Here is a 19,096-nt window from a genome sequence, read left to right on the forward strand (position 1 = left end):
AAGTCACTTGTATTATACCGCTAAAGAGGCTAAACACTATATCTAACAAGGTTCTCATTCATTTCTCACATAAAGTTTGGTTGTTTGAATAGAGCAGTAAGTAAAACTTATAGTGGTAAATTTTACCATAACTAGCTCATACAGCATAAAACTGTTCCTTCATAAGGGATAGATACATGAACATCATTTTTCTTTAAACTTATCAATCTGGTTTTTCAGACATCCTACTTACCTTATTTGACATAATGACCAGTCTATGTTCTAGATTATGGTCATTTTTACTATATAAAGTTAGCTATAAGAAGTTGTATCGATTCTGTAAAGCTTGCTGTATTGAACCTAGAATGCGATTCTAGGTGGGTTAAATCCTTCAGGTATATGATACCGATACCTCCATCGGATTTGACAAAATTGCCTGATGGTTGTATAATCACCCAGCTTTACAGATTAGACATGAATTTAAAGAGTTAGTGAAGAGATAAATTTACTAGCTTTTTTGGCTTACTCGTGAGGACATACCCTAAAATATTGCAATATTTTTATATACGCTTACTCTTGCCCTCTTAAGAACTTTCGTTTAGCAACAGAAATAGCTAAATCATGAGCTTCTGTTAGGTCGTCTACAAATAACTCAATCACTTGCTTCTCACAAAATGCGATCGCGACGCGAGGAGCGAACCCCTCGCTTTTAGTCCACTAGCTTCGGGGATACGATTACGAGCGATACTTTTGTCCCCATCAATCAAGTCCCATTGTTCGTTCATTTGTTTAGCCGTCATACCGAACAAACCCTTATAGACATAGTTAGTCCAGTTAGCGTACTCGTGCCATTTGTAACAACCCTGTTGGGTCAAGAAGTTGGTGTATTGATTCCTGACAGGAATACCTCCTAATCTTGAGTTGAGCCAAGTGGAAAGGTTAATGCTATCCGCTTGAGTGTATTGCCCTTTTAATGCTGCGTAAGCTTCAGCATATAGTCCCTTGGCTGCGAACCACTTCAGGAAGTCTATTACTTTTCTTCTGGCTGGTTTTCTGAGTTGTCCTGGATCGAGACTTACATCACCAGCTAAATCTACCCAATCTGATGCTTCGATAACTATGTACTGATTATTGTCATTTCCTAAAATTCCGACCGCTCTCAAACACTGATTCTTTCATTAACCAACTAGACAACACTTGTTGAGGTAGTTCTTCTCAGACCTCTAGTTGCTAGAGCATACTTGTTCGGCTTGCTTCTGAAAAATAAAACCATCCCTCTTGCCCACAAGAAAGAACAGATTACGTGACTGAAGTGAGTGTCAAGAGCTTGATACGCAGTATTTATGAAGTAACTCTGGACGGGAACAAGGGAACTAATATAATCTCGTTCCCTAGGGCAAGAGGGATGGTTAATACTACTTGTCCTAAGAATGCCTTAGTTCTTACCATTAGTAGCTTTTATGTCGCTTCATGTAAAACCTTGAATTACCACAAGTAAGGATTGTTAGTCAAATACGAATTTGTTATAAAAAAGTAGGTTTTAGATAAGTAGAACCCAGACAAAAAAATAAGCCCTCACAAGAAGGCTATTGCTCTAACAAACCTATGATAAAAGATAATTCTCAAGAAAACAATCTTGTTACAAATTCCCTCTCGGAAGGATTAGCTTGTAACACCCAGTAACACCCAGTAACACCCAGTTAAACCTCCCAAAACATCCTACCCTTACTACTACTAAACTTACTCAAGCTACTACCAGTAATAGGTTACAGCTATCACCTACAGTTAATAGTCCCATAGGGGTACTTTACTCTCACTCTGACTACCTAGCTATTAGTGCTACCAACCTACCTGAAGAACCTTTTCAAGACCTACTTAAGCGACTAGATAGTAAATATATCACTACAGAAAAACCTGAACATTGGTCACGTGGTACTAGAGCTAGGAACTATGAGTATAAAATGTCATCTCCTAAAGGAATAGCAGGAGGATTCAATAAAATAGCCTCTAAAGACTTCGAGAATAGCTCTAATACTTATGATGTTGCCATCGACATTAAAGGGTCTTATTTGGCAAATTTAACGCCAATAGAGCAATATAATTTAGTTTCTTATCTAGCGAGAGTAGAAGGATGTAAAATTGGTCGTTTTGACTTAGCGATTGATGATTATAGTTATCAAAAAATACCTCTTGAAGAAATGAAAAAAGCTTACAAGGAAGGTAATAATTTTGGATTCAAACATCATTGGGATACAGGTCTTAATGAGAATGGAGAAATAAAAGGTTCTAGAACTGAATATTTTGGAGGAAGAACAAGTGACAAAAAGGTTAGGGTATATTCTCACGAAAATAAATGTATGAGATTTGAAGCTCAGCTAAGAGGAAAACAGGCAGAATCAGCAATTCAAAACCTAACTAGTTTGACAAGAACTACAGAAAGTGATGAGGAGTGGAATCTAATAATCCAAAAAACTCTTGGTGGTATAGCAGTAGGAATAATAGATTTTAGGGACAAAAATAAGCTAAAAAATTTAGGTAAGGCTAGTAGAGATAAGACTAAAAGATTACCTTTTTGGCAACAATTTATTGATGAAGTAGGAAGTGTGATTAAGTTAAAACCAACAACAAATAAAGTCAAAAATGAAGCTCTAGAATCAAAAACAAAATGGTTTAACAAGTATGCTATAAAAACCCTTGCTCAGTTAGCTTTAGTTTACGGGGATGAATATGTTTTAGAGTCAATAAAACAGGGTAAAGCCTCACTTACTCCTAAAGACCACAAAGAGATTGAATACTGGAAAAGCGAGATAAACAGTTAGTTATTGCTCTGAAGCTATGCCTACGGTAATTCTTAGGCATAGTCAAAACTTATTACCATAACTGCACAACAAGCATTATTTAACTGACGGATACTTTAAGTTTCCTATATCATTTAGCATCAACTGAAAACATTCATACTCTTTTCTCTAACCTCTAGAGGTCGTGGTTAAACTCGCAGCTTTTCTTTCTAGGAAAGGCTAGACCTTGTGGAAAAGATTATGTCTCTATGTAATCGTTGTAATCAAGCTACCAAGCTAAAATCAACAATACTTTTTGCCCCAAGGTCTATAAACCTTCCTTTAGAACGGAGATGTATGCTCATCCTACGGAAGGTCTAGAGTTTCCGATTAAGCTATTAAGGGAAATAACTATAGTGTTCCTAAGAGAACCCCTAAAGATTGAATCAACGCTTTATGACGCGATTATTTTCCGAAGGTCAATGACTTTGTACGCAGACGTTAAGAAAAAAAATGCCTGTTAGGGTAGTATACAAATATCAAGCTCAGATTGAAGAAGCTTTTGGACACCTTTCGTTTCACCAAGAAAGTGTCGTAAACTCAGTTGGAGCAAGAAATAAAGCTAAATATGCCTTACTCTCATGAGTTTTATCTAGAGTCTGGGTGAGGGCATAGGGTAAGATATTGCAATATTTAGAGTTATACTTTTACCCTTACTCTTATTTTTTTTTACTTATTACTTTTTAGTACTTTTTGCTTAGTATTTACTCTTAAAAAAAATAGCCCTTTGAGAGCTATCTTTGTTACTTGTTTATTTGTTATCTACTTGATAGTTTTTCTAGTAATAACCTGATTTGTTTTTTCAATTCTTGATTTTCTAATGTAAGCTCTTCTACTCTTAACCTAAGCTTTTCTACTTCTGATAATTCAGGTTTTTGCTGTATTTGTTGTTGGTATCTTTGAGCGGATTCAATTAAGCTACTAGTTTTAATCCCTTTGTTGTAGGTCTTCTCTTGCATCTCCAAACTATGTCCCATGTAGTCTTTCATGTCTAATGGGTTCATGTTATCTCTACGACCTCTCATAGCGTAACTGTGCCTCAAGTCGTAGGGAACGAAATCTATTTTTCGGGGAATTCTTTTGCGTTTTTCTCCTCTACAGTATGCCGTAAAGTAAGCAAGAAAAAAGTCTTTTTGCTTGCCGTTTTCAAAGGTAGGTAATTCAGGGACTTTTTCTAGCTCAAATAATTCTATCCATTCATAAGGATGAGGCATAGGCTGTGTTCTTTCTCCTGTTTTTCCATAAGTATAGATAGCCTTACCTTTGTTACTTGGGTCATTAAAAGCTGGCAAAATGATATTTTCGTTAGGAACTTTAAAAGGTTGAGTGAGATTTTTAATATTTAATACTTCATGGTTGCGTAGTCCATAAACAGCCATCATTCCATACATCCAAGCGTATAAATCTTGACGTTTGGCTTTTTTACCGTTTCGTGCCTGATAATATTTAATACTTTTCCAGCCTTGAACTATTTCTTCATCAGATAACTCTCTACCAACTCTTGATTCAACCTTTGCTTTACTCTTAAATTTATTAACATCAATATTAAGTGAATGATAAGTAGTAAAAGCTTTTATGTCTGATAGGCGAGTCTCATAACTCCTACTACCTGGTTTATAGCCTCCCAATATATTTTTAATCATCTCTTCAGTTAGAGGCTTATCTTGAGGCAATCGATTAAAGATAGGATTAAACCGACTTTTATATCCTCTCTCGCTTTTATGCGCTGCCTCCTCGGAACTGTAATCATGAGTAGCCCGAAAATGAGCTTCAAACTCTTCAATTAGTTCTTTACAGGTTTTAGTTTTAGCTAGCTGCTGCTTGAGATGCTCTGGCAATTCTCCTTTAATCCAACAGGCGTAATTATCCCAAGTAAAAGTACCAGATTCTAGCTCTTTAGCTACCTGTAAGGCTACCTCTAAAGCACTGTTAACCGCTTCTGGACTATCTGCACATTTAGACACGCCCAGGTATTGAGCTACTGAATATTTGCTTCTCATCGCCTCTCCCATAGAACCGTCATATTGCTTTTTAGTCGTGAATTGTAAGTATAGATTCCCTTTAGTTTCAGTAATGCTGACTGGTCTTGATTTAAGCGTCTCTTTAGCTGCTTTGAGTTTTTGCTCAAACTTAGTCCTTAACTCTTTCTCTCTCTTTTCTTGGTCTTTTTTAGCCCATAAGTAAGAGCCATCACGCCCTTGAGGTTCGTATTTAGGTACGTCTAAAGTGTTTCTCACTTGTTTCTCAAAATCTTTAATCGTAGTATGTTTGTAAAATTAAAATCAATGAATTAAAAGGCTTTTCAGCATTATACTACTAGTAACTAAATATTTACCCTCGACTTTTGAACGAATTACATAATTGATGTTATTGGTCATTGGTTAATGAAAGCAATACTTAGGCGACTGGGAATGGACAAATTTTTATTTCAAATCTTCTAACTTAATCCTTGGATCGACTGCTTTTAATAATAAATCAGCCAGTAAATTACCAATAATCAACATTGCTGCACCCATCATTAAGCTTGCCATAACTAAATATAGATCTTGAGCTTGGACTGCTTGTAAAATTAAACGACCTAAACCAGGCCAATTAAAGAAAAATTCGGCAATAAATGCACCACTAAGCAAACTAGCAAATTCAAATCCTAACAAAGTAATTAAAGGATTGATCGCATTACGTAAGGCGTGAACATAAAGTACTTTATTTTCTGGTAATCCTTTGGCGCGAGCAGTTTGAATATAATCTTGTCTAAGCACATCGAGTAATTGTCCTCTAGTTAGACGTTGTAATCCTGCAAAACTGGTGATACTCAGTGCCAATGTCGGTAAAATCATGTGCCAACCAATATCAAGTATTTTACCAATAGGAGATAAATCAGCATGATTAATGCTAGTCATTCCTCCGACGGGAAACAACGGAGAAGTATTTTGTGCTATGCTTAACAAAGCCAAAGCAGTTATGAAGCTAGGAAAGCCTTGACCTAAATAACTTAGAACTCGTAAGATTTTATCAATCAAAGTATTTTGTTTAACTGCACTGACAACTCCCAAGGGAATCGCGATCGCCCAAGTGATCAGAATAGATGCGATCGCTAGCAACAAAGTTGCAGGTATTCTTTCAATTAATAATGAAGAAACTGGTCGAAAATAAACAAAACTTGTACCAAAATCAAAACGAGTAACCACTCTAACTAACCAACGCCAATATTGAACAATTGGAGGTTGATCTAAGCCAAATTGTTGCTTCAACTCTGCTAGTCTTTCAGGTGAGATTTGAGGATTTCCTTTTAGAGTATCAAGATAATCTCCAGGAGCTAGTTGAATAATTACAAAACTGAGTGCAGAGGCTAAAAAAAGCGTCAGTAATGCTTGTAGTAATCTTTTAAGAATATAAAGCGTAGTTTCATTGGTTAAGAAATTTCTGAAACTAATCGCTCTCAAATTATCAACAGCAGAATCCCTACTAGAAGTCATATAAAAACCTGATTAGGCGAAATAAGCAGCAATCCAAAAGAGACTGTCAACTAAGATTGTACTCAATACTGCTCCAGCAAATGCCCACCAATGAAGCTGGCTTTTTTGTAAAGACCACAAGCTAAAACCTAATAAAATATTGACGAGTACTATTGCCCAACTAATTCCCCAAGGAGTTTGCATCTGAGCTAAGGCTTGATGTAAGATTGGCGAGGCTAAACTGGGTTCTACTGTCATTATTTTCCGCCAATAGGGAATTAAATCTGTTAAATAAAAATATGAATCTGTAATCGCAGTGCCTAATAATGAACCAAGATAAAATAAATTGCCAATTAATCCCCATCTGCGCCACAAACACCAAATAGCAAAAGGTACGCCAATCGATTCAATCGGGAGATGTATTAATGGTTCGTATCTTAACCAACCCCAATAAATTGAACCTGCTAACCAACTCCAACTAAATCCTAACAATAAGTCTCCCCAATACCGAGTTTTTTGACGCTGATAAAGAAATCCTCCCAAAAGAATCCAAACTACAGTTAGCCAAAGACTAAACCAAGGAAAAAGTCTAACTAAAGGTGCTTGAAAAAATACTGGCACAGATACTAAAAAAGAAGCAGCAAAAAAAACTAACCAAGCTTGACGTTCTTGGTTTTGCGATAACGATAAGCTCAATTCAGCTTTTTTTAGGGAATAATTAGAAGTAGAAGAAGTCACAGGCGAAATTAAGTATAGTAAATATAATTTGGCAGACAGATTTTAATTTTCTTAATTTATCTTTACCTTGCTTTAAAGTATCACAATTTTTGAGTTGACATCTTGAGAGTTTAGGATTTTTAGTTTTATTTAATGTCTTTAGTTAAATTGAATGAGATATAATTAATAGCTCAAATAAGGTTATTATCCAATCAGATGCTCAAGGAGAGATCAATTACTCAAAAAAACAAAGGGTTCGCTTGCTAAAGCGAGCGGTCAGCTTTGCTAGCATATACGTGGTCGAAGTTGCTAAGAGCAAAATTAACTCAAAAAATTCTCGATTTTGGCAAAAAAATAGTAAATAAATTCAAAAATCATTAATTATACTCCTAAAATTTTTTTTACTCAGGAGATATTTTGCTAAATAGAAGAGAAATTATCTCAGATTGCAAACCTATGTTAGTCTAAATATTAAGTAAAATAATGAAAATAATTGTCCAAATTTTTTTTGAGCAATTATAGTCAAAATAAACCAAAACCACGAATAAACCCTCGGGTAGAGGTAAAAAAAGCAAAATAGCTTAAAGATGTAGATATAAAAAAAGTATTTTGTAGGAGTCGTCAGTTTGATGGACTATTTAGAAAACTTGCTTGAGAAATTAAAAGAATGGGCGCAAAAGCTAATCGAAATCCTCTTAGGACCAGAGGCTGAACCAGAAGCGGAACCTATTCCAGTACCAGTAAACGAGCCTCATCGCGGTCGTTATCGTTAATTAATTATTAAATTGGTTAGCAAAAATATTGTCTCAGAAAAAAATCTTGGTCTTAAATGGCCCTAATTTAAATTTATTGGGACTGCGAGAACCTCAAATTTATGGTTCTGTTACTCTTGAGCAAATAGATCGTGATCTAGTAGAAGAAGGAAATAGGCTGCAAGTACAAGTTAGTTGCTTGCAGTCCAACCACGAAGGCGTTTTAGTAGATGCCATTCATCAAGCTAGAGAACAGTCTCAAGGTATTTTGATTAATGCAGGAGCATATACTCACACCAGTGTAGCTATTCGAGATGCATTAGCAGGAGTGAAACTGCCTACTGTAGAAGTTCATCTGAGTAACATCTATCAAAGAGAAGCTTTTCGTCATCATTCTTACATAGCACCGATCGCGATTGGACAAATTAGTGGTTTTGGTGTAGAAAGTTATCGTCTGGGATTGCAAGCCTTAGTTCATCATCTGCGAAATCAAAAATAAAAATTTTATCTGTTTCAATTCCACAGGTTACGCCACCAATGAACAGGATTAGGATCAGTGTTCACAAATTTAATCTGAGCTAAAATTTCTTGAAGATTCCAACCTGTTAACCTGGCTAAGTTTTCTGCTTCTGTTTGCTGTCTATTTCTGACACTTCTTTGATATTCCTTACCTGCCTCACAAGTGATTTTGCCTGTAAAAGGATGATTAATTACATAACGACCTTGAAATAACTCCTGATTAGCAGTAGTGTGAAACTGAAGATCTTCAGGAAAGCGATCGCGACTGTAGCGTAGATGAAGACGAGTAATAAACACATTATTAGTTAAATTAGGATTGAGCCAAAAAACACCAGCTTGTTTTAATTCTTCTGGATTAAGAGGTTCAGCCGAACAAGGATCGCAACTATTCATATTCCAAGCGTATTCTAAAAAAGCAACTTGTTTGTTTTCTCGTTGATAAGATTGTTGCAACATCGCTTGATAAAAATCCTGAAATTCTGCTTGGACAAACTCAGGAACATTAACATCCGAAGGAATTTTGACGGTACGGTAATTAGTTAATTCAATTTGTCCTTGAGGAGAAAGCAAATAAACAATTAAATCCTGTTCAGATTGACCATTAATCATACCCAAGCGAATTGGTAACATAAACTTAGGAGATTCATAAGCGATCGCAATGGGTCTTAGTTTTTCAAATCCCTGGCGGTTGTATTCTTTCAGATTTACTTTAGCTACCAAAAATTTCATCTGCTGACGAATGTATGGTTGCAACAATTTCTTTGCCCCTCGGGGGATTTTGTAGCCATTCTCAATTAACCAAGTTTCTAAACCATCTGATTGTTTGGCACTCAGAATAACAAAATCGTATTCTCCTACCGTAAATTGTTCTTCTACTGTGACTCCTAAAGCATTGTTGCGTTGAGATGCGCTTGTGGAAGGGGCTGCTTGTGGCATCGACCGAAGTGCATCGCTTTCATACATAAGAACTTGGCAAGGATCGGGGTCAAAATATTCTACTAATCGAGGTGCGCTAAAAGCATCCAATCTATTCAGAATTTTCGCTTCGCCAATATGAACTTGTTCTTGTTTTAAAACTACGGGTACGGGTACAACCAAAGCAAAATTTTGGGCTTCTCCTTGATAATCATTTGCCATGGTGAGAACAGTTTTGTTGCCATCTCTAGCAATAATCACCTGAGAAGCACGATTATATAAACTAGTGTCTGCTTTGGCGACATAAAAACCACAAAAAGCCCATGCTGGTTTAATTCCAGCTAAAAATATTACCCCAACTAAAAGTCCAGTTAAAATAATTCGGATTGCTTTCACAACCAGATCTCCTTTACTATAAATTTTTTGCAAATAGAATTTTGGAGAACATAAACAAACAGTCACATCGATAATTCTGGTTTAGATTTCCAGACAAATCTTGGTGCTGACCAAATTTGATCCAATACAATGGTCAAAGGTGCTAGCCAAAATAATGCCCAAAAAATACCAGTTGAGAGATAAAACCAATCTTTCAAAATCACACTAACAATGGCAATTGTTACAGACCAAAGTATCCGACTGTTTTGAGCATCGGGTATTGAACGCGGGTCAGTTAACATAAATAAAGCAAAGAGTAATAAGCTACCACTGCTTAATTGATGCCACCAAACATCCCAACTCCAACCAAGCCACCAATTACGCATTGCTTCTAAACTGGTGTAGGTTAACAAAAAAGTGACAGAAGTATCCCAACGTCCAACTCGCTTCAGAACTAACCCTCCTGCACCAGCAAAGAATAACAAATACCACCAATCTGTTCCCCATTGTCCTGGTGAAACCCAGGCATCATCAGTCAAAGTTAAGGCAGCAATAATGCCAAAGTTAGCAGGATTATAAAAATGCTTATTGCCACGACGAAATAAAAATTTACTTGCGATCGCACTCAATCCGGCTAGCATCATCGTAGAATAATGATTCGTCCGTAATAATAAGCAAAGTCCTAACGCTGTAATCAAAGCACTTTTAAGAGAAGAAATAACTACAGAACTAGAAATGATTGCATAGTAACGATGGATTGTAACTGGGTAATTATCTTGAATCTGAGAATATTCTTGCCATGAGGAGAAACACCATTGAGTAATTAAACAACTAGCGATCGCAACAAAGATAATATTAAAATTTAAAGTCCAATCTCTGGTATTTAGACCTAAAAATAAAAATGAACCCAGAAAAATCAGTTGATAATCTCGCGCATCTTCTAAAAACATGACAATTGACCATCAATAAATCAGTGTGATTGAGCTAATCTATTTTTTGTTCTTGAATCAAAAACCAAGAACTTCATCGATATCGATCTTTATCACTAATTGCTTCAGTATCTGTGCAAAAAGAATTAAACTCAAATCTCGTTACACTTCTAGTAACAAAAAAAACTGAAATTAAGCGCAACAAGTTACGTCTAGAGTCTAATCTTACAATTAATTAATGATTTTTTAAGCTTTGTGATGGGCAGTTTTAACCATCTAGCGAGATTGTGCTTTTGTTTCGTTAGATTTAATTTCTAGAAACTGAAGTAACTGTTTCAATTATTACCTTTAAAAAAATCACTGGCTCTATAATAAACTGAGATGATCATAGATTTCTTTCTCTGAGGCGATCGCGAATTTTAGGAGCAAACTCCTCGCAAAATATCAGCCTACTCTTATGCTTGTTAAGAGTATTAGATTTTCTTGCTTTCAATCAAGAGATATTTTGTTTACTTACCCACGTAACTTGCTAAAGTTGTCAGACTTCTCGGTTAATAACTCAACTTTTATTATCAGGTTAAAGATAGATAATAGGTAATAGCTAAAGATCTAGTCTCCAATGACTTGCTCATGAGGATTTTCGATTATTATATCTCAAGTAATCCAATTTTATAGAAATATTACTACTCTGTGAAGTATTGACTTAATTTTACTATTTTTTTACCTAAATTTGACTTAACAATTTTTAGACCAACAGTCGGATCGTTGTGTTGAGTTAACCATTTTGTTCAAACTAAGACTGAATTTAAGCCAAATCAGAATCTAAATTAATCAGATTTTATTGGCTAATATTCTGCTGAACGAACTTAGCCTAAAATTCTACCTCATTTTTATGGTTAAGCTTGTTTGAGGCACGATTCATCTCAAGGTAATTAAAGATTGTGATTCTAATTGAGGATTGATTATTAAAATTTTATCTTACCCTCGCTTATTCCCTTAAAACCAATCTTTAGAGAAAATAGTCTCTCCAAAAAACCGACTAAGGAGATCATCTTGAGTTGCTGTATTTAAATATATTATTAATATTTTCTTCCGAGCATTTTGATCAAAAAAATCATAACTATAAAAAAAAAAGTGACAATATAGATATTTAACGGTATATTTTTTTTATAATGTCAATTATATCTGATATATTTAATTGGCAATCTCAAAAAGATCAAAGGAAGATTTAGAAAAAAATGAGTGAAATTGCAACCGCTCCTTTAACAGGAAAAGCATTACTTCAAAAAGTAAAAGAGCTTTCCCACTTACCAAGAAGAGAAACAGCAAAGCGCTGCGGATATTACACTACCACTAAAGACAATCAAACGAGAGTAAATTTAACAGATTTTTATGATGCAGTTCTTGCTGCTAAAGGAGTTCCCCTCGATCCAGAAGGAGCAAAAGATGGTCGTGGTCGTGAACCTACTTATAAAGTAAGCGTCCATAAAAATGGTCAAATTGTCATTGGTTCTACTTACACTCAAGCAATGGGTTTAAAAGAAGGTGATAAATTTGAAATTAAGTTAGGTTACAAACACATTCATCTCAAACAAGTAGATGATGATGGTGATGATGATGAGACTTTCTCAGAAAATTGATTTGCTCTAATCGAATTTGTTGGCAATGAATCGCCTTTGCTTTCAAAGGTGATTTATGCTTGCTAAAACTATTTGGAGATTAACTTGATGTAACTCTTGAGCAATAAATTATTTGAAGAGGTAAGTTTTATTTAATTTTAACAATTTTTACCATCAAAATAAATTCAAGAAAATTTTTTTAGTTTGGTAGAACTTCTCCAGTAGCTATAGTTTCGGGAACATCAAATAAGACGGATTTCATATAATATTCTGCCCAGTCGGGTCCAAAAGCTTTTTCTAAGACACGACGAGTTTTGTCGTTTTGTTGTTGTTTAGTGCAGTAATAGTTTTGTCCAGCTAAATATAATTTTTGTTGTGGAAGAGAAACTGGTTGGGCTTGAACAGCTTGTTGGCAGTGAATCTTTAAAAAACTTGAAGCTTGCTTCAAAAAATTTTGTTCTTCTGCATCATTTTGAGGACGAACAAATAAACAAAACTCAGAAAAAATATCTGCCCAAGAGGGAAGTTCGCGAGGTTGAGCAAATTTGTGATCGGGTAAAGCAGAAAGTTCTAATTTATAGTTTTCTGAGAGAGTTTTTTCAGGACTAGTAGGAGAAATATCTGCGATCGCAGCACTAACTCCTGCTTTGCCTGCAACGATATCGCACCCAAACATTGGTAAAGGATATTGGGTACGAGGAAACATGACACAGTGAAGAATATCCAAGTTATTGCCGACTTTGGCTAATTCTAGATGCAGCTTACGAAATTGGGGAGTTTGATAACAGCGATTTTCTATTCTTAATCTTTCCCCTTCCAGTTTTCCTTCAACATAACCCAATCCTTCTGGAAGAGAATAGGGAGATAAATCTAAATATCGTTGCCAGTAATCTAAAATCAGATTGGCTAGCTGACAAATCAAGGGGTGTTGTTCTTGACGCAGTGAAGGCTGTGTGGTTTCTAACATTTCAGTCATAAAAACGCTGTAGGCAACTTAATAACATCAGCAGCAAATCTTCATAACCTTAAAGATATACTGAAACTGTTCTCTTATATATATATAACTATTAATCGTCATTACTGAAACAGAGGAGATCAAAAATGTTTGGTTTAGGTTGGCCTGAAGTAGCAATCATTGGGATTGTAGCTTTACTCGTGTTTGGACCAAAAAAAATTCCTGAAATTGGCAGTGCGTTAGGCAAAACGCTACGAGGTTTTAAGGAAGAAATAAATAATCCCCAACTAGAAGAAGAAGACTCAGAGATAGATAGATAAAGAAATTACTTAAATAATTTTCCTGAAGCCTGTTACTAAAGAATAAAGTTATTCTAAAAGAAATTTACTGCAATTTTTGAATAATACCTCTCTCAATCGCCTTCAGAGCCTTAAACAATTTGATTTAGTTTCACTTCATGAGAAATTAATCATTTTCTCACTCTGATAAAAAAAAGACATTTCCATTCTTTGGTAACTTGCTTTTCATGAAGTATTCATTTGATCACTTAAAGCAGCTTATCCCCACGAGCATTATTGAACCAGAATTTTTCACTTTTATTACCCAAGCTCCTATAGCGATCGCTCTATTTGACCGACAGATGCGCTATTTAGCAGCTAGTTCTTGCTGGTTAAAAGAATATCATCTCGAAGATAAGAATCCGATTGGTTATCTTCAAGAACAGATATTACCTAGTCTGTCTCAGCTTTGGCATCAAGGTTATCAAAGTTGTTTGGTTGGCATGAATTTTCAATCAGCAGCAGAAAGATTAATTCACGATGATGGTTCTGAAGATTGGATTAAGTGTTTCTTTCAGCCTTGGTATAATTCACAACATCAAATTGCAGGTGCGGTCGTTTTTACTGAAGTAATTACTGAAAAAAAGTTTCTTCAAGCTCAATTAAAAGCTAGTGAAACCAAAAATCAAGCTATTTTGAAGGTCATCACTGATATTGTCTTAATAATAGATTACAAAAAACAACAGATCAAAATTATTCCTACTAATCAAGCTTCTTTTTCTCAAAAGAGAGTTAATTTGATTAATCAGACTATTAGTAAGTTTTATAGTAAGACAACTTCTAAAAAGTTTTGGCAGCTAGTTAATCAAGCTTTAACGACCAGAAAAAATGTCAGCTTTGAATATAGTGTGTCAGAAGAGGAAACTCAACAATGCTTTACTGCTAATATTTCTCCTCTCTCTAAAGATACTGTGATTTGGGTAGCACGGGACATCTCCTCTCTGAAGCAAATAGAACAAGCTTTATCACTAGAACAAGAATTAGCCAGAGTTACGTTACAATCGATCGCTGATGCAGTGATTACTACCGATGCAAATGGTAAGGTCAACAATCTTAATCCAATGGCAGAACAACTAACTGGTTGGACAGAAGAAGAAGCTTATGGACTAAATATTACAGAAGTATTTCAGTTAGTAGATGAAAAAACTAAAAAACCACTGACTAAAACCTTAGAGCTAGTTTTAAAACAAGAACAAACAGTCTGTTTATCAACTGATACAGTTTTAATTACTCGTGATGGTTCTGAATACGCGATCGAAGATTCGGCAGCACCTATTTATAATTATCAAGGTGATGTAATTGGGATGGTGATTATTTTTCATGACGTGACTGGTTCTCGTCAATTAACTCGTCAATTATCTTGGCAAGCTCGCCACGATCCACTTACAGGATTATACAATCGGCTTGAATTTGAACGACAAGCTCAACAAACAATTATTGCTGCACAACAAGAAGATTCCCATCATATTCTTTGTTATCTCGACCTCGACCAATTTAAACTTGTTAATGATACCTGTGGTCATGCTGCTGGAGATGAATTATTAAGGCAAGTGACCAATTTAATGCAACGAAGAGTTAGAACTACAGATGTTTTGGCTCGTTTGGGAGGAGATGAATTTGCCTTACTTCTTTATCATTGCTCTCTAACAGAAGGAGAAAAAATTGCTAATACTTTAAGGGAATTAATTAAGAATTTTCGTTTTACATGGCAAAAAAACAGTTTTACGATTGGAGTTAGTATTGGTTTAGTCACCATTGATCGAAATAGTACTAATTTAAATCAAGTTTTAAGTGCTGCTGATGCTACTTGCTACGCAGCAAAGCAAAAAGGACGTAATTGTATTCAAGTTTATGCTCCTGAAGAATGTAATTTATCTCAACAACAAGGCGATTTACCCTGGATTAATCGTTTAAACCAAGCTTTAGCAGAAAATCGTTTTTGTCTTTATTGGCAAAACATTGCTCCAGTGAGCGATCGCTCTCAACGAAAACATTATGAAATTTTATTGCGTTTGATTGATGAAACAGGCGCGATTATTCTTCCTGGTGCTTTTATTCCTGCTGCGGAAAGATACAATCTCATGCCTACAATTGATCGTTGGGTAATTAATACGTTTTTCAAACTTTACGAACAATGTTGTCAAAAAGAGTCGAACAGTGACAACATTTATACAATCAATCTTTCGGCAACCACTATTAATCAAGGAGAGTTGTGCCAGTTTCTCAAAGAACAATTTTCTTTGTATACAATTTCTCCTAATAATATTTGCTTTGAAATAACTGAAACAACTGCGATCGCTAATTTAACTCAAGCTACTCAATTAATCCAAGAATTAAAGCAATTAGGTTGTTATTTTGCTTTGGATGATTTTGGTAGCGGAATAAGTTCTTTGACATATTTAAAGAATTTGCCCGTCGACTATCTCAAAATTGACGGCTCTTTTATTAAAAATATTACCAACGATCCGATTGACCGCGCTACAGTAGAAGCTTTTAATCGAATTAGTCACGTTATGAAGATCAAAACTATTGCCGAGTTTGTTGAGAATGAGGATATTTTAGCTTCTTTAAAAGAGTTAGAAATAGATTACGCTCAAGGCTACGGAATTGCTAAACCTATTCCTCTCTCTTTTGCTTGTACTTAGACTTTATTGATTGAAAATACTGTTGATAATATTAACAATTAATTTAAGATTTCAAGTCTGTTTAAAAGCCAGAGGTTCACTGCTATCCTGTAGTAGCTAAGCGCCACGAGCTAGCCGAGATAGTACTTTCTGTCTTAAAACTATTTAAAATTAGAATTGAAGACTTTCATAATTAAAGTCATGACCAATATCCGAGAAGAATTAAATCGCAAATTAAATAACTTATCTCCCGAACAACTTAATTCGGTTTGTGAATTTGTAGAATTTTTAGAGTACAAACAACAGCCTGTTAAAACAGAAAAACCTATTACCAACGAAGATATAGACAAAATTGTTGAATCCTATCGTCAACAAAACAAACCGCTACCAATCGGTTTAGCTAAAGGTGAATTTCTTGTTCCCGATGACTTTAACGATCCGCTACCCGATGAAATTCTAGATTTATTTGAACCGAAATGAGAATATTGTTAGATACCCATATCTTTCTGTGGCTGATTGAAGATAACAAGCGTTTATCAGATCGATATCGCCAAGCAATTCAAAATCCTAATAATGAAAAATTTTTAAGTGTTGTCTCAATCTGGGAATGTGTAATTAAATATCAAATTGGCAAATTAAATTTTCCTAGTTCTCCAGAAATTTATCTACCAATGCAAAGAAGAGAACACCTAATTAAAACAATTAATGTTGATGAGAATAGTATTGCTCAACTAATTAATCTTCCTTTAGTACATGGCGATCCCTTTGATCGCCTAATTATTGCTCAAGCTTTACAATATGATTTGGTTATAATGACTCAGGATAAAGCAATACTAGCTTATCCAGAAATTAGGATTTTGCCTAATAATTAATTATTTTAGATGTTCAATTAAGTTTATATCCTTTCCTACGCAAAAATAATACTAACTAAAGCGATCGCATCAGAAAATATCACTAAAGCTATAATTAACTTAAAACTTATAATTAGAAATTTGACAGAAAATTACTGAATTAAACCAATTCGACTAAAAGGAAAAAACCTCATCACTGCATGACCAATTACATTTTCTCGTGGTAAAAAACCCCAAATATGAGAGTCATTACTATTATTCCGGTTATCTCCCATCACAAATAAATAACCATCGGGAACTACAACGGGGGCAAGATTGTATTTGGGTGGTTCAGCAATATAAGTTTCTTTTAAAGGTTGATTATCAACATAGACAATGCCATTTTCTACAGCTACAGTTTGACCGGCAGTAGCAATTACTCTTTTAATAAAAGCTTGATTAGCTTGATATCCTTGCATTTGCAGTTGTGGCGGTGGTGTAAAAACAATGATATCTCCTTGTAATGGGGAATGGGAATAATAAGAAACTTTTTCTACCACCAAGCGATCGCCTGTTGCTAAAGTAGGAATCATCGAATCTGAAGGAATATAGCGGGGTTCTGCAATAAATATACGAATTAAAAAAGCTAAAACCAAAGCAATGATAACCGTAACAGCATTTTCTTTGATTTTTTGCCATAAATTAGTTTGATTAACTATCTTTTCAGGTAATTGATTAGATTCGGTTTCGACTAGTTTTTTGTCGGGAGATTTCATGAGAATTAAGAATAAAGAATGATGAATTCTGAATTATTGTGCCATAAAGTGAATTTATTGGTTAAATCCAGTATTTTTTTGAGGAGAACAATATGCGTATACATCGTCGTTATGTTTTGTTGAGTTTAATGAGTGTTGGTTTGACATTTTGGTTGACAAGCTGCGGGACAAAAACCATCGATCAATATCAAGCAACGGCTAAAACGACTTTAACGTGGCGAGTTAATTATACTCCTGACCCGATGGAAGATAAACGAGGCAGATGGGAAGAATTTGCTTCTACTTCTTTAGATAATGTTAATGGTCAGAAACCAGCAGAAGCTTTTGGCAATGCTGATGATCGGGGTTTGTGGTGGCCCAGAATTCCGTCCAAACCTAGTTTAGACCAAATTGAAGAACGACAACAACGAGCTTACGAAAAACCAGGAAGACCAGAACTTCTACGCACGGTAAAATATTACATTACCTATCAGCAAGATGGACAGCAATTTACTCTTCCAACCAATTATGCAGTTTATCGACAAGTAGTTAAAGCTTATCCTCAACAAATTCCTTTACGATTAACAATGGGAATTAATAACGGTTCGGTAGAAAAAGCTGAACCAATTAACAATTAAACATGATTGGAGCTATGACAAATCAATCTCTTATTCCAGTGGTAGTGAACGGTGCTGCGGGTAAAATGGGTCGAGAAGTAATTAAAGCAATTGCCCAAGCAGAAGATTTGATGTTAGTGGGAGCAGTGGATAAAAATCCTGCTTATTTGGGTCAAGATGTAGGAGAAGTGATTGGTTGCGGTGCGCTAGAAGTTCCAATCCTCAATGATTTACAAAGTGTGTTGGTTCTAGCTACTCAAGAAAAGATTCAAGGGGTAATGGTAGATTTTACTCACCCTGATTCTGTTTATGATAATACTCGTAGTGCGATCGCGTATGGGGTGCGTCCTGTAGTGGGTACGACTGGTTTAAGTGAAGCACAAATTAAAGATTTAGCTGAATTTGCCGATAAAGCTAGCACAGGAGCTTTAATTATTCCTAATTTTTCAATTGGCATGGTTTTACTTCAGCAAGCTGCGCTTCAAGCTGCTCAATATTTTGATCATGTTGAGATTATTGAACTACATCACAATCAAAAGGCAGACGCTCCTAGTGGTACGGCGATTAAAACTGCTCAGATGTTAGCAGAATTGGGTAAAACTTTTAATCCTCAAGTAGTAACAGAAACAGAACACATCCCAGGAGCCAGAGGCAGTAAATTAGAAGAAGATATTCGCATCCATAGTGTTCGTTTACCTGGATTAATTGCTCACCAGGAAGTGATTTTCGGCGCACCAGGACAAATTTATACTCTCCGTCATGATACCAGCGATCGCTCTTGTTATATGCCTGGAGTGTTATTATCGATTCGGAAGGTAACTCAATTAACTTCTTTAGTTTATGGTTTAGAAAAAATCCTTTAGAATTCTCAATCTTGAAT

General features: G+C 35.3%; 18 protein-coding genes. 10 read left to right on the forward strand and 8 right to left on the reverse strand.

What is annotated here, in order from left to right; translation table 11 throughout:
* Positions 1-635 precede the first annotated feature (635 nt).
* Positions 636-1,142, reverse strand: a complete 507-nt coding sequence (locus STA7437_RS07330) for a hypothetical protein (protein WP_015192742.1) — start codon at positions 1,140-1,142, stop codon at positions 636-638.
* A 798-nt stretch (positions 1,143-1,940) separates the two neighbouring features.
* Here STA7437_RS07330 and STA7437_RS07335 point away from each other — a divergent pair.
* Positions 1,941-2,798, forward strand: a complete 858-nt coding sequence (locus STA7437_RS07335) for a replication initiation factor domain-containing protein (protein WP_015192743.1) — start codon at positions 1,941-1,943, stop codon at positions 2,796-2,798.
* A gap of 776 nt (positions 2,799-3,574) precedes the next feature.
* On the opposite strand, the gene STA7437_RS07340 is transcribed toward STA7437_RS07335, so the two are convergent.
* From STA7437_RS07340 to STA7437_RS07350, 3 genes are all read right to left on the reverse strand, one after another.
* Positions 3,575-5,053 carry a site-specific integrase gene (locus tag STA7437_RS07340; protein WP_015192745.1) on the reverse strand — a complete coding sequence of 493 codons (1,479 nt, stop codon included), beginning with the start codon at positions 5,051-5,053 and terminating at the stop codon, positions 3,575-3,577.
* 186 nt (positions 5,054-5,239) lie between these two features.
* Positions 5,240-6,292, reverse strand: coding sequence for an ABC transporter permease (locus STA7437_RS07345; RefSeq protein WP_015192746.1), 1,053 nt, complete (start codon positions 6,290-6,292; stop codon positions 5,240-5,242).
* 12 nt (positions 6,293-6,304) lie between these two features.
* Positions 6,305-7,009 (reverse strand): DUF3120 domain-containing protein, encoded by a 705-nt coding sequence (locus STA7437_RS07350; RefSeq protein ID WP_015192747.1) that lies wholly within the window; start codon positions 7,007-7,009, stop codon positions 6,305-6,307.
* Positions 7,010-7,617: 608 nt separating this feature from the next.
* On the opposite strand from STA7437_RS07350, the gene STA7437_RS26505 reads away from it, so the two are divergent.
* Together STA7437_RS26505 and aroQ are read left to right on the forward strand one after the other, a co-directional pair.
* Positions 7,618-7,761 (forward strand): hypothetical protein, encoded by a 144-nt coding sequence (locus STA7437_RS26505; protein ID WP_015192748.1) that lies wholly within the window; start codon positions 7,618-7,620, stop codon positions 7,759-7,761.
* 28 nt (positions 7,762-7,789) lie between these two features.
* Positions 7,790-8,239, forward strand: coding sequence for a type II 3-dehydroquinate dehydratase (aroQ, locus tag STA7437_RS07355; protein WP_041619231.1), 450 nt, complete (start codon positions 7,790-7,792; stop codon positions 8,237-8,239).
* Positions 8,240-8,253: 14 nt separating this feature from the next.
* Here aroQ and STA7437_RS07360 read toward each other — a convergent pair whose 3' ends face one another.
* Both STA7437_RS07360 and STA7437_RS07365 read right to left on the reverse strand, forming a co-directional pair.
* Entirely contained in the window at positions 8,254-9,570 is a 1,317-nt protein-coding gene (locus STA7437_RS07360) for a DUF2330 domain-containing protein (RefSeq protein WP_015192750.1), read from the reverse strand.
* A gap of 62 nt (positions 9,571-9,632) precedes the next feature.
* The gene (locus STA7437_RS07365; protein ID WP_015192751.1) at positions 9,633-10,499 is read right to left on the reverse strand and encodes an RnfABCDGE type electron transport complex subunit D; all 867 of its coding nucleotides are present in this window, start codon (positions 10,497-10,499) and stop codon (positions 9,633-9,635) included.
* Between the two features lie 1,217 nt (positions 10,500-11,716).
* Here STA7437_RS07365 and STA7437_RS07370 point away from each other — a divergent pair.
* On the forward strand, positions 11,717-12,118 hold the full coding sequence (locus STA7437_RS07370; RefSeq protein ID WP_015192752.1) for an AbrB family transcriptional regulator: 402 nt from the start codon (positions 11,717-11,719) through the stop codon (positions 12,116-12,118).
* Between the two features lie 178 nt (positions 12,119-12,296).
* Here the strand turns inward: STA7437_RS07370 and STA7437_RS07375 are convergent, their stop codons facing one another.
* Complete coding sequence (locus STA7437_RS07375) at positions 12,297-13,064, reverse strand: phycocyanobilin:ferredoxin oxidoreductase (protein ID WP_041619858.1); 768 nt, start codon at positions 13,062-13,064, stop codon at positions 12,297-12,299.
* A gap of 134 nt (positions 13,065-13,198) precedes the next feature.
* Between STA7437_RS07375 and tatA the strand changes: the two genes are divergently transcribed.
* The 4 genes from tatA (at position 13,199) to STA7437_RS07395 (ending at position 16,886) form a co-directional block, all read left to right on the forward strand.
* Positions 13,199-13,372, forward strand: coding sequence for a twin-arginine translocase TatA/TatE family subunit (gene tatA, locus STA7437_RS07380; protein WP_015192754.1), 174 nt, complete (start codon positions 13,199-13,201; stop codon positions 13,370-13,372).
* 206 nt (positions 13,373-13,578) lie between these two features.
* A complete protein-coding gene (locus STA7437_RS07385; protein ID WP_015192755.1) occupies positions 13,579-16,035 on the forward strand; it encodes a bifunctional diguanylate cyclase/phosphodiesterase in 2,457 nt (818 codons plus the stop codon).
* A 180-nt stretch (positions 16,036-16,215) separates the two neighbouring features.
* Positions 16,216-16,494, forward strand: a complete 279-nt coding sequence (locus STA7437_RS07390; RefSeq protein WP_015192756.1) for a DUF2281 domain-containing protein — start codon at positions 16,216-16,218, stop codon at positions 16,492-16,494.
* Positions 16,491-16,886 carry a type II toxin-antitoxin system VapC family toxin gene (locus STA7437_RS07395; RefSeq protein WP_015192757.1) on the forward strand — a complete coding sequence of 132 codons (396 nt, stop codon included), beginning with the start codon at positions 16,491-16,493 and terminating at the stop codon, positions 16,884-16,886. Before STA7437_RS07390 ends, STA7437_RS07395 begins: the two co-directional genes overlap by 4 nt.
* Before the next feature lie 131 nt (positions 16,887-17,017).
* Here the strand turns inward: STA7437_RS07395 and lepB are convergent, their stop codons facing one another.
* Positions 17,018-17,620, reverse strand: a complete 603-nt coding sequence (lepB, locus tag STA7437_RS07400; RefSeq protein WP_015192758.1) for a signal peptidase I — start codon at positions 17,618-17,620, stop codon at positions 17,018-17,020.
* A 92-nt stretch (positions 17,621-17,712) separates the two neighbouring features.
* Between lepB and STA7437_RS07405 the strand changes: the two genes are divergently transcribed.
* Both STA7437_RS07405 and dapB read left to right on the forward strand, forming a co-directional pair.
* Positions 17,713-18,237, forward strand: a complete 525-nt coding sequence (locus STA7437_RS07405) for a hypothetical protein (RefSeq protein ID WP_015192759.1) — start codon at positions 17,713-17,715, stop codon at positions 18,235-18,237.
* Positions 18,238-18,251: 14 nt separating this feature from the next.
* The gene (gene dapB / locus STA7437_RS07410; RefSeq protein ID WP_041619861.1) at positions 18,252-19,079 is read left to right on the forward strand and encodes a 4-hydroxy-tetrahydrodipicolinate reductase; all 828 of its coding nucleotides are present in this window, start codon (positions 18,252-18,254) and stop codon (positions 19,077-19,079) included.
* Positions 19,080-19,096: the final 17 nt, after the last annotated feature.

This window comes from Stanieria cyanosphaera PCC 7437, assembly GCF_000317575.1.
Lineage (GTDB): Bacteria > Cyanobacteriota > Cyanobacteriia > Cyanobacteriales > Xenococcaceae > Stanieria > Stanieria cyanosphaera.

Bases quoted from the DNA above. Each gene is read 5' to 3' on its own strand.
- lepB (WP_015192758.1), bottom strand. From the start codon at position 17,620: ATGAAATCTCCCGACAAAAAACTAGTCGAAACCGAATCTAATCAATTA.
- tatA (WP_015192754.1), top strand. From the start codon at position 13,199: ATGTTTGGTTTAGGTTGGCCTGAAGTAGCAATCATTGGGATTGTAGCT.
- STA7437_RS07365 (WP_015192751.1), bottom strand. From the start codon at position 10,499: ATGTTTTTAGAAGATGCGCGAGATTATCAACTGATTTTTCTGGGTTCA.
- STA7437_RS26505 (WP_015192748.1), top strand. From the start codon at position 7,618: ATGGACTATTTAGAAAACTTGCTTGAGAAATTAAAAGAATGGGCGCAA.
- STA7437_RS07390 (WP_015192756.1), top strand. From the start codon at position 16,216: ATGACCAATATCCGAGAAGAATTAAATCGCAAATTAAATAACTTATCT.
- STA7437_RS07395 (WP_015192757.1), top strand. From the start codon at position 16,491: ATGAGAATATTGTTAGATACCCATATCTTTCTGTGGCTGATTGAAGAT.
- STA7437_RS07345 (WP_015192746.1), bottom strand. From the start codon at position 6,292: ATGACTTCTAGTAGGGATTCTGCTGTTGATAATTTGAGAGCGATTAGT.
- STA7437_RS07385 (WP_015192755.1), top strand. From the start codon at position 13,579: ATGAAGTATTCATTTGATCACTTAAAGCAGCTTATCCCCACGAGCATT.
- STA7437_RS07335 (WP_015192743.1), top strand. From the start codon at position 1,941: ATGTCATCTCCTAAAGGAATAGCAGGAGGATTCAATAAAATAGCCTCT.
- STA7437_RS07375 (WP_041619858.1), bottom strand. From the start codon at position 13,064: ATGTTAGAAACCACACAGCCTTCACTGCGTCAAGAACAACACCCCTTG.
- dapB (WP_041619861.1), top strand. From the start codon at position 18,252: ATGACAAATCAATCTCTTATTCCAGTGGTAGTGAACGGTGCTGCGGGT.
- STA7437_RS07405 (WP_015192759.1), top strand. From the start codon at position 17,713: ATGCGTATACATCGTCGTTATGTTTTGTTGAGTTTAATGAGTGTTGGT.
- STA7437_RS07370 (WP_015192752.1), top strand. From the start codon at position 11,717: ATGAGTGAAATTGCAACCGCTCCTTTAACAGGAAAAGCATTACTTCAA.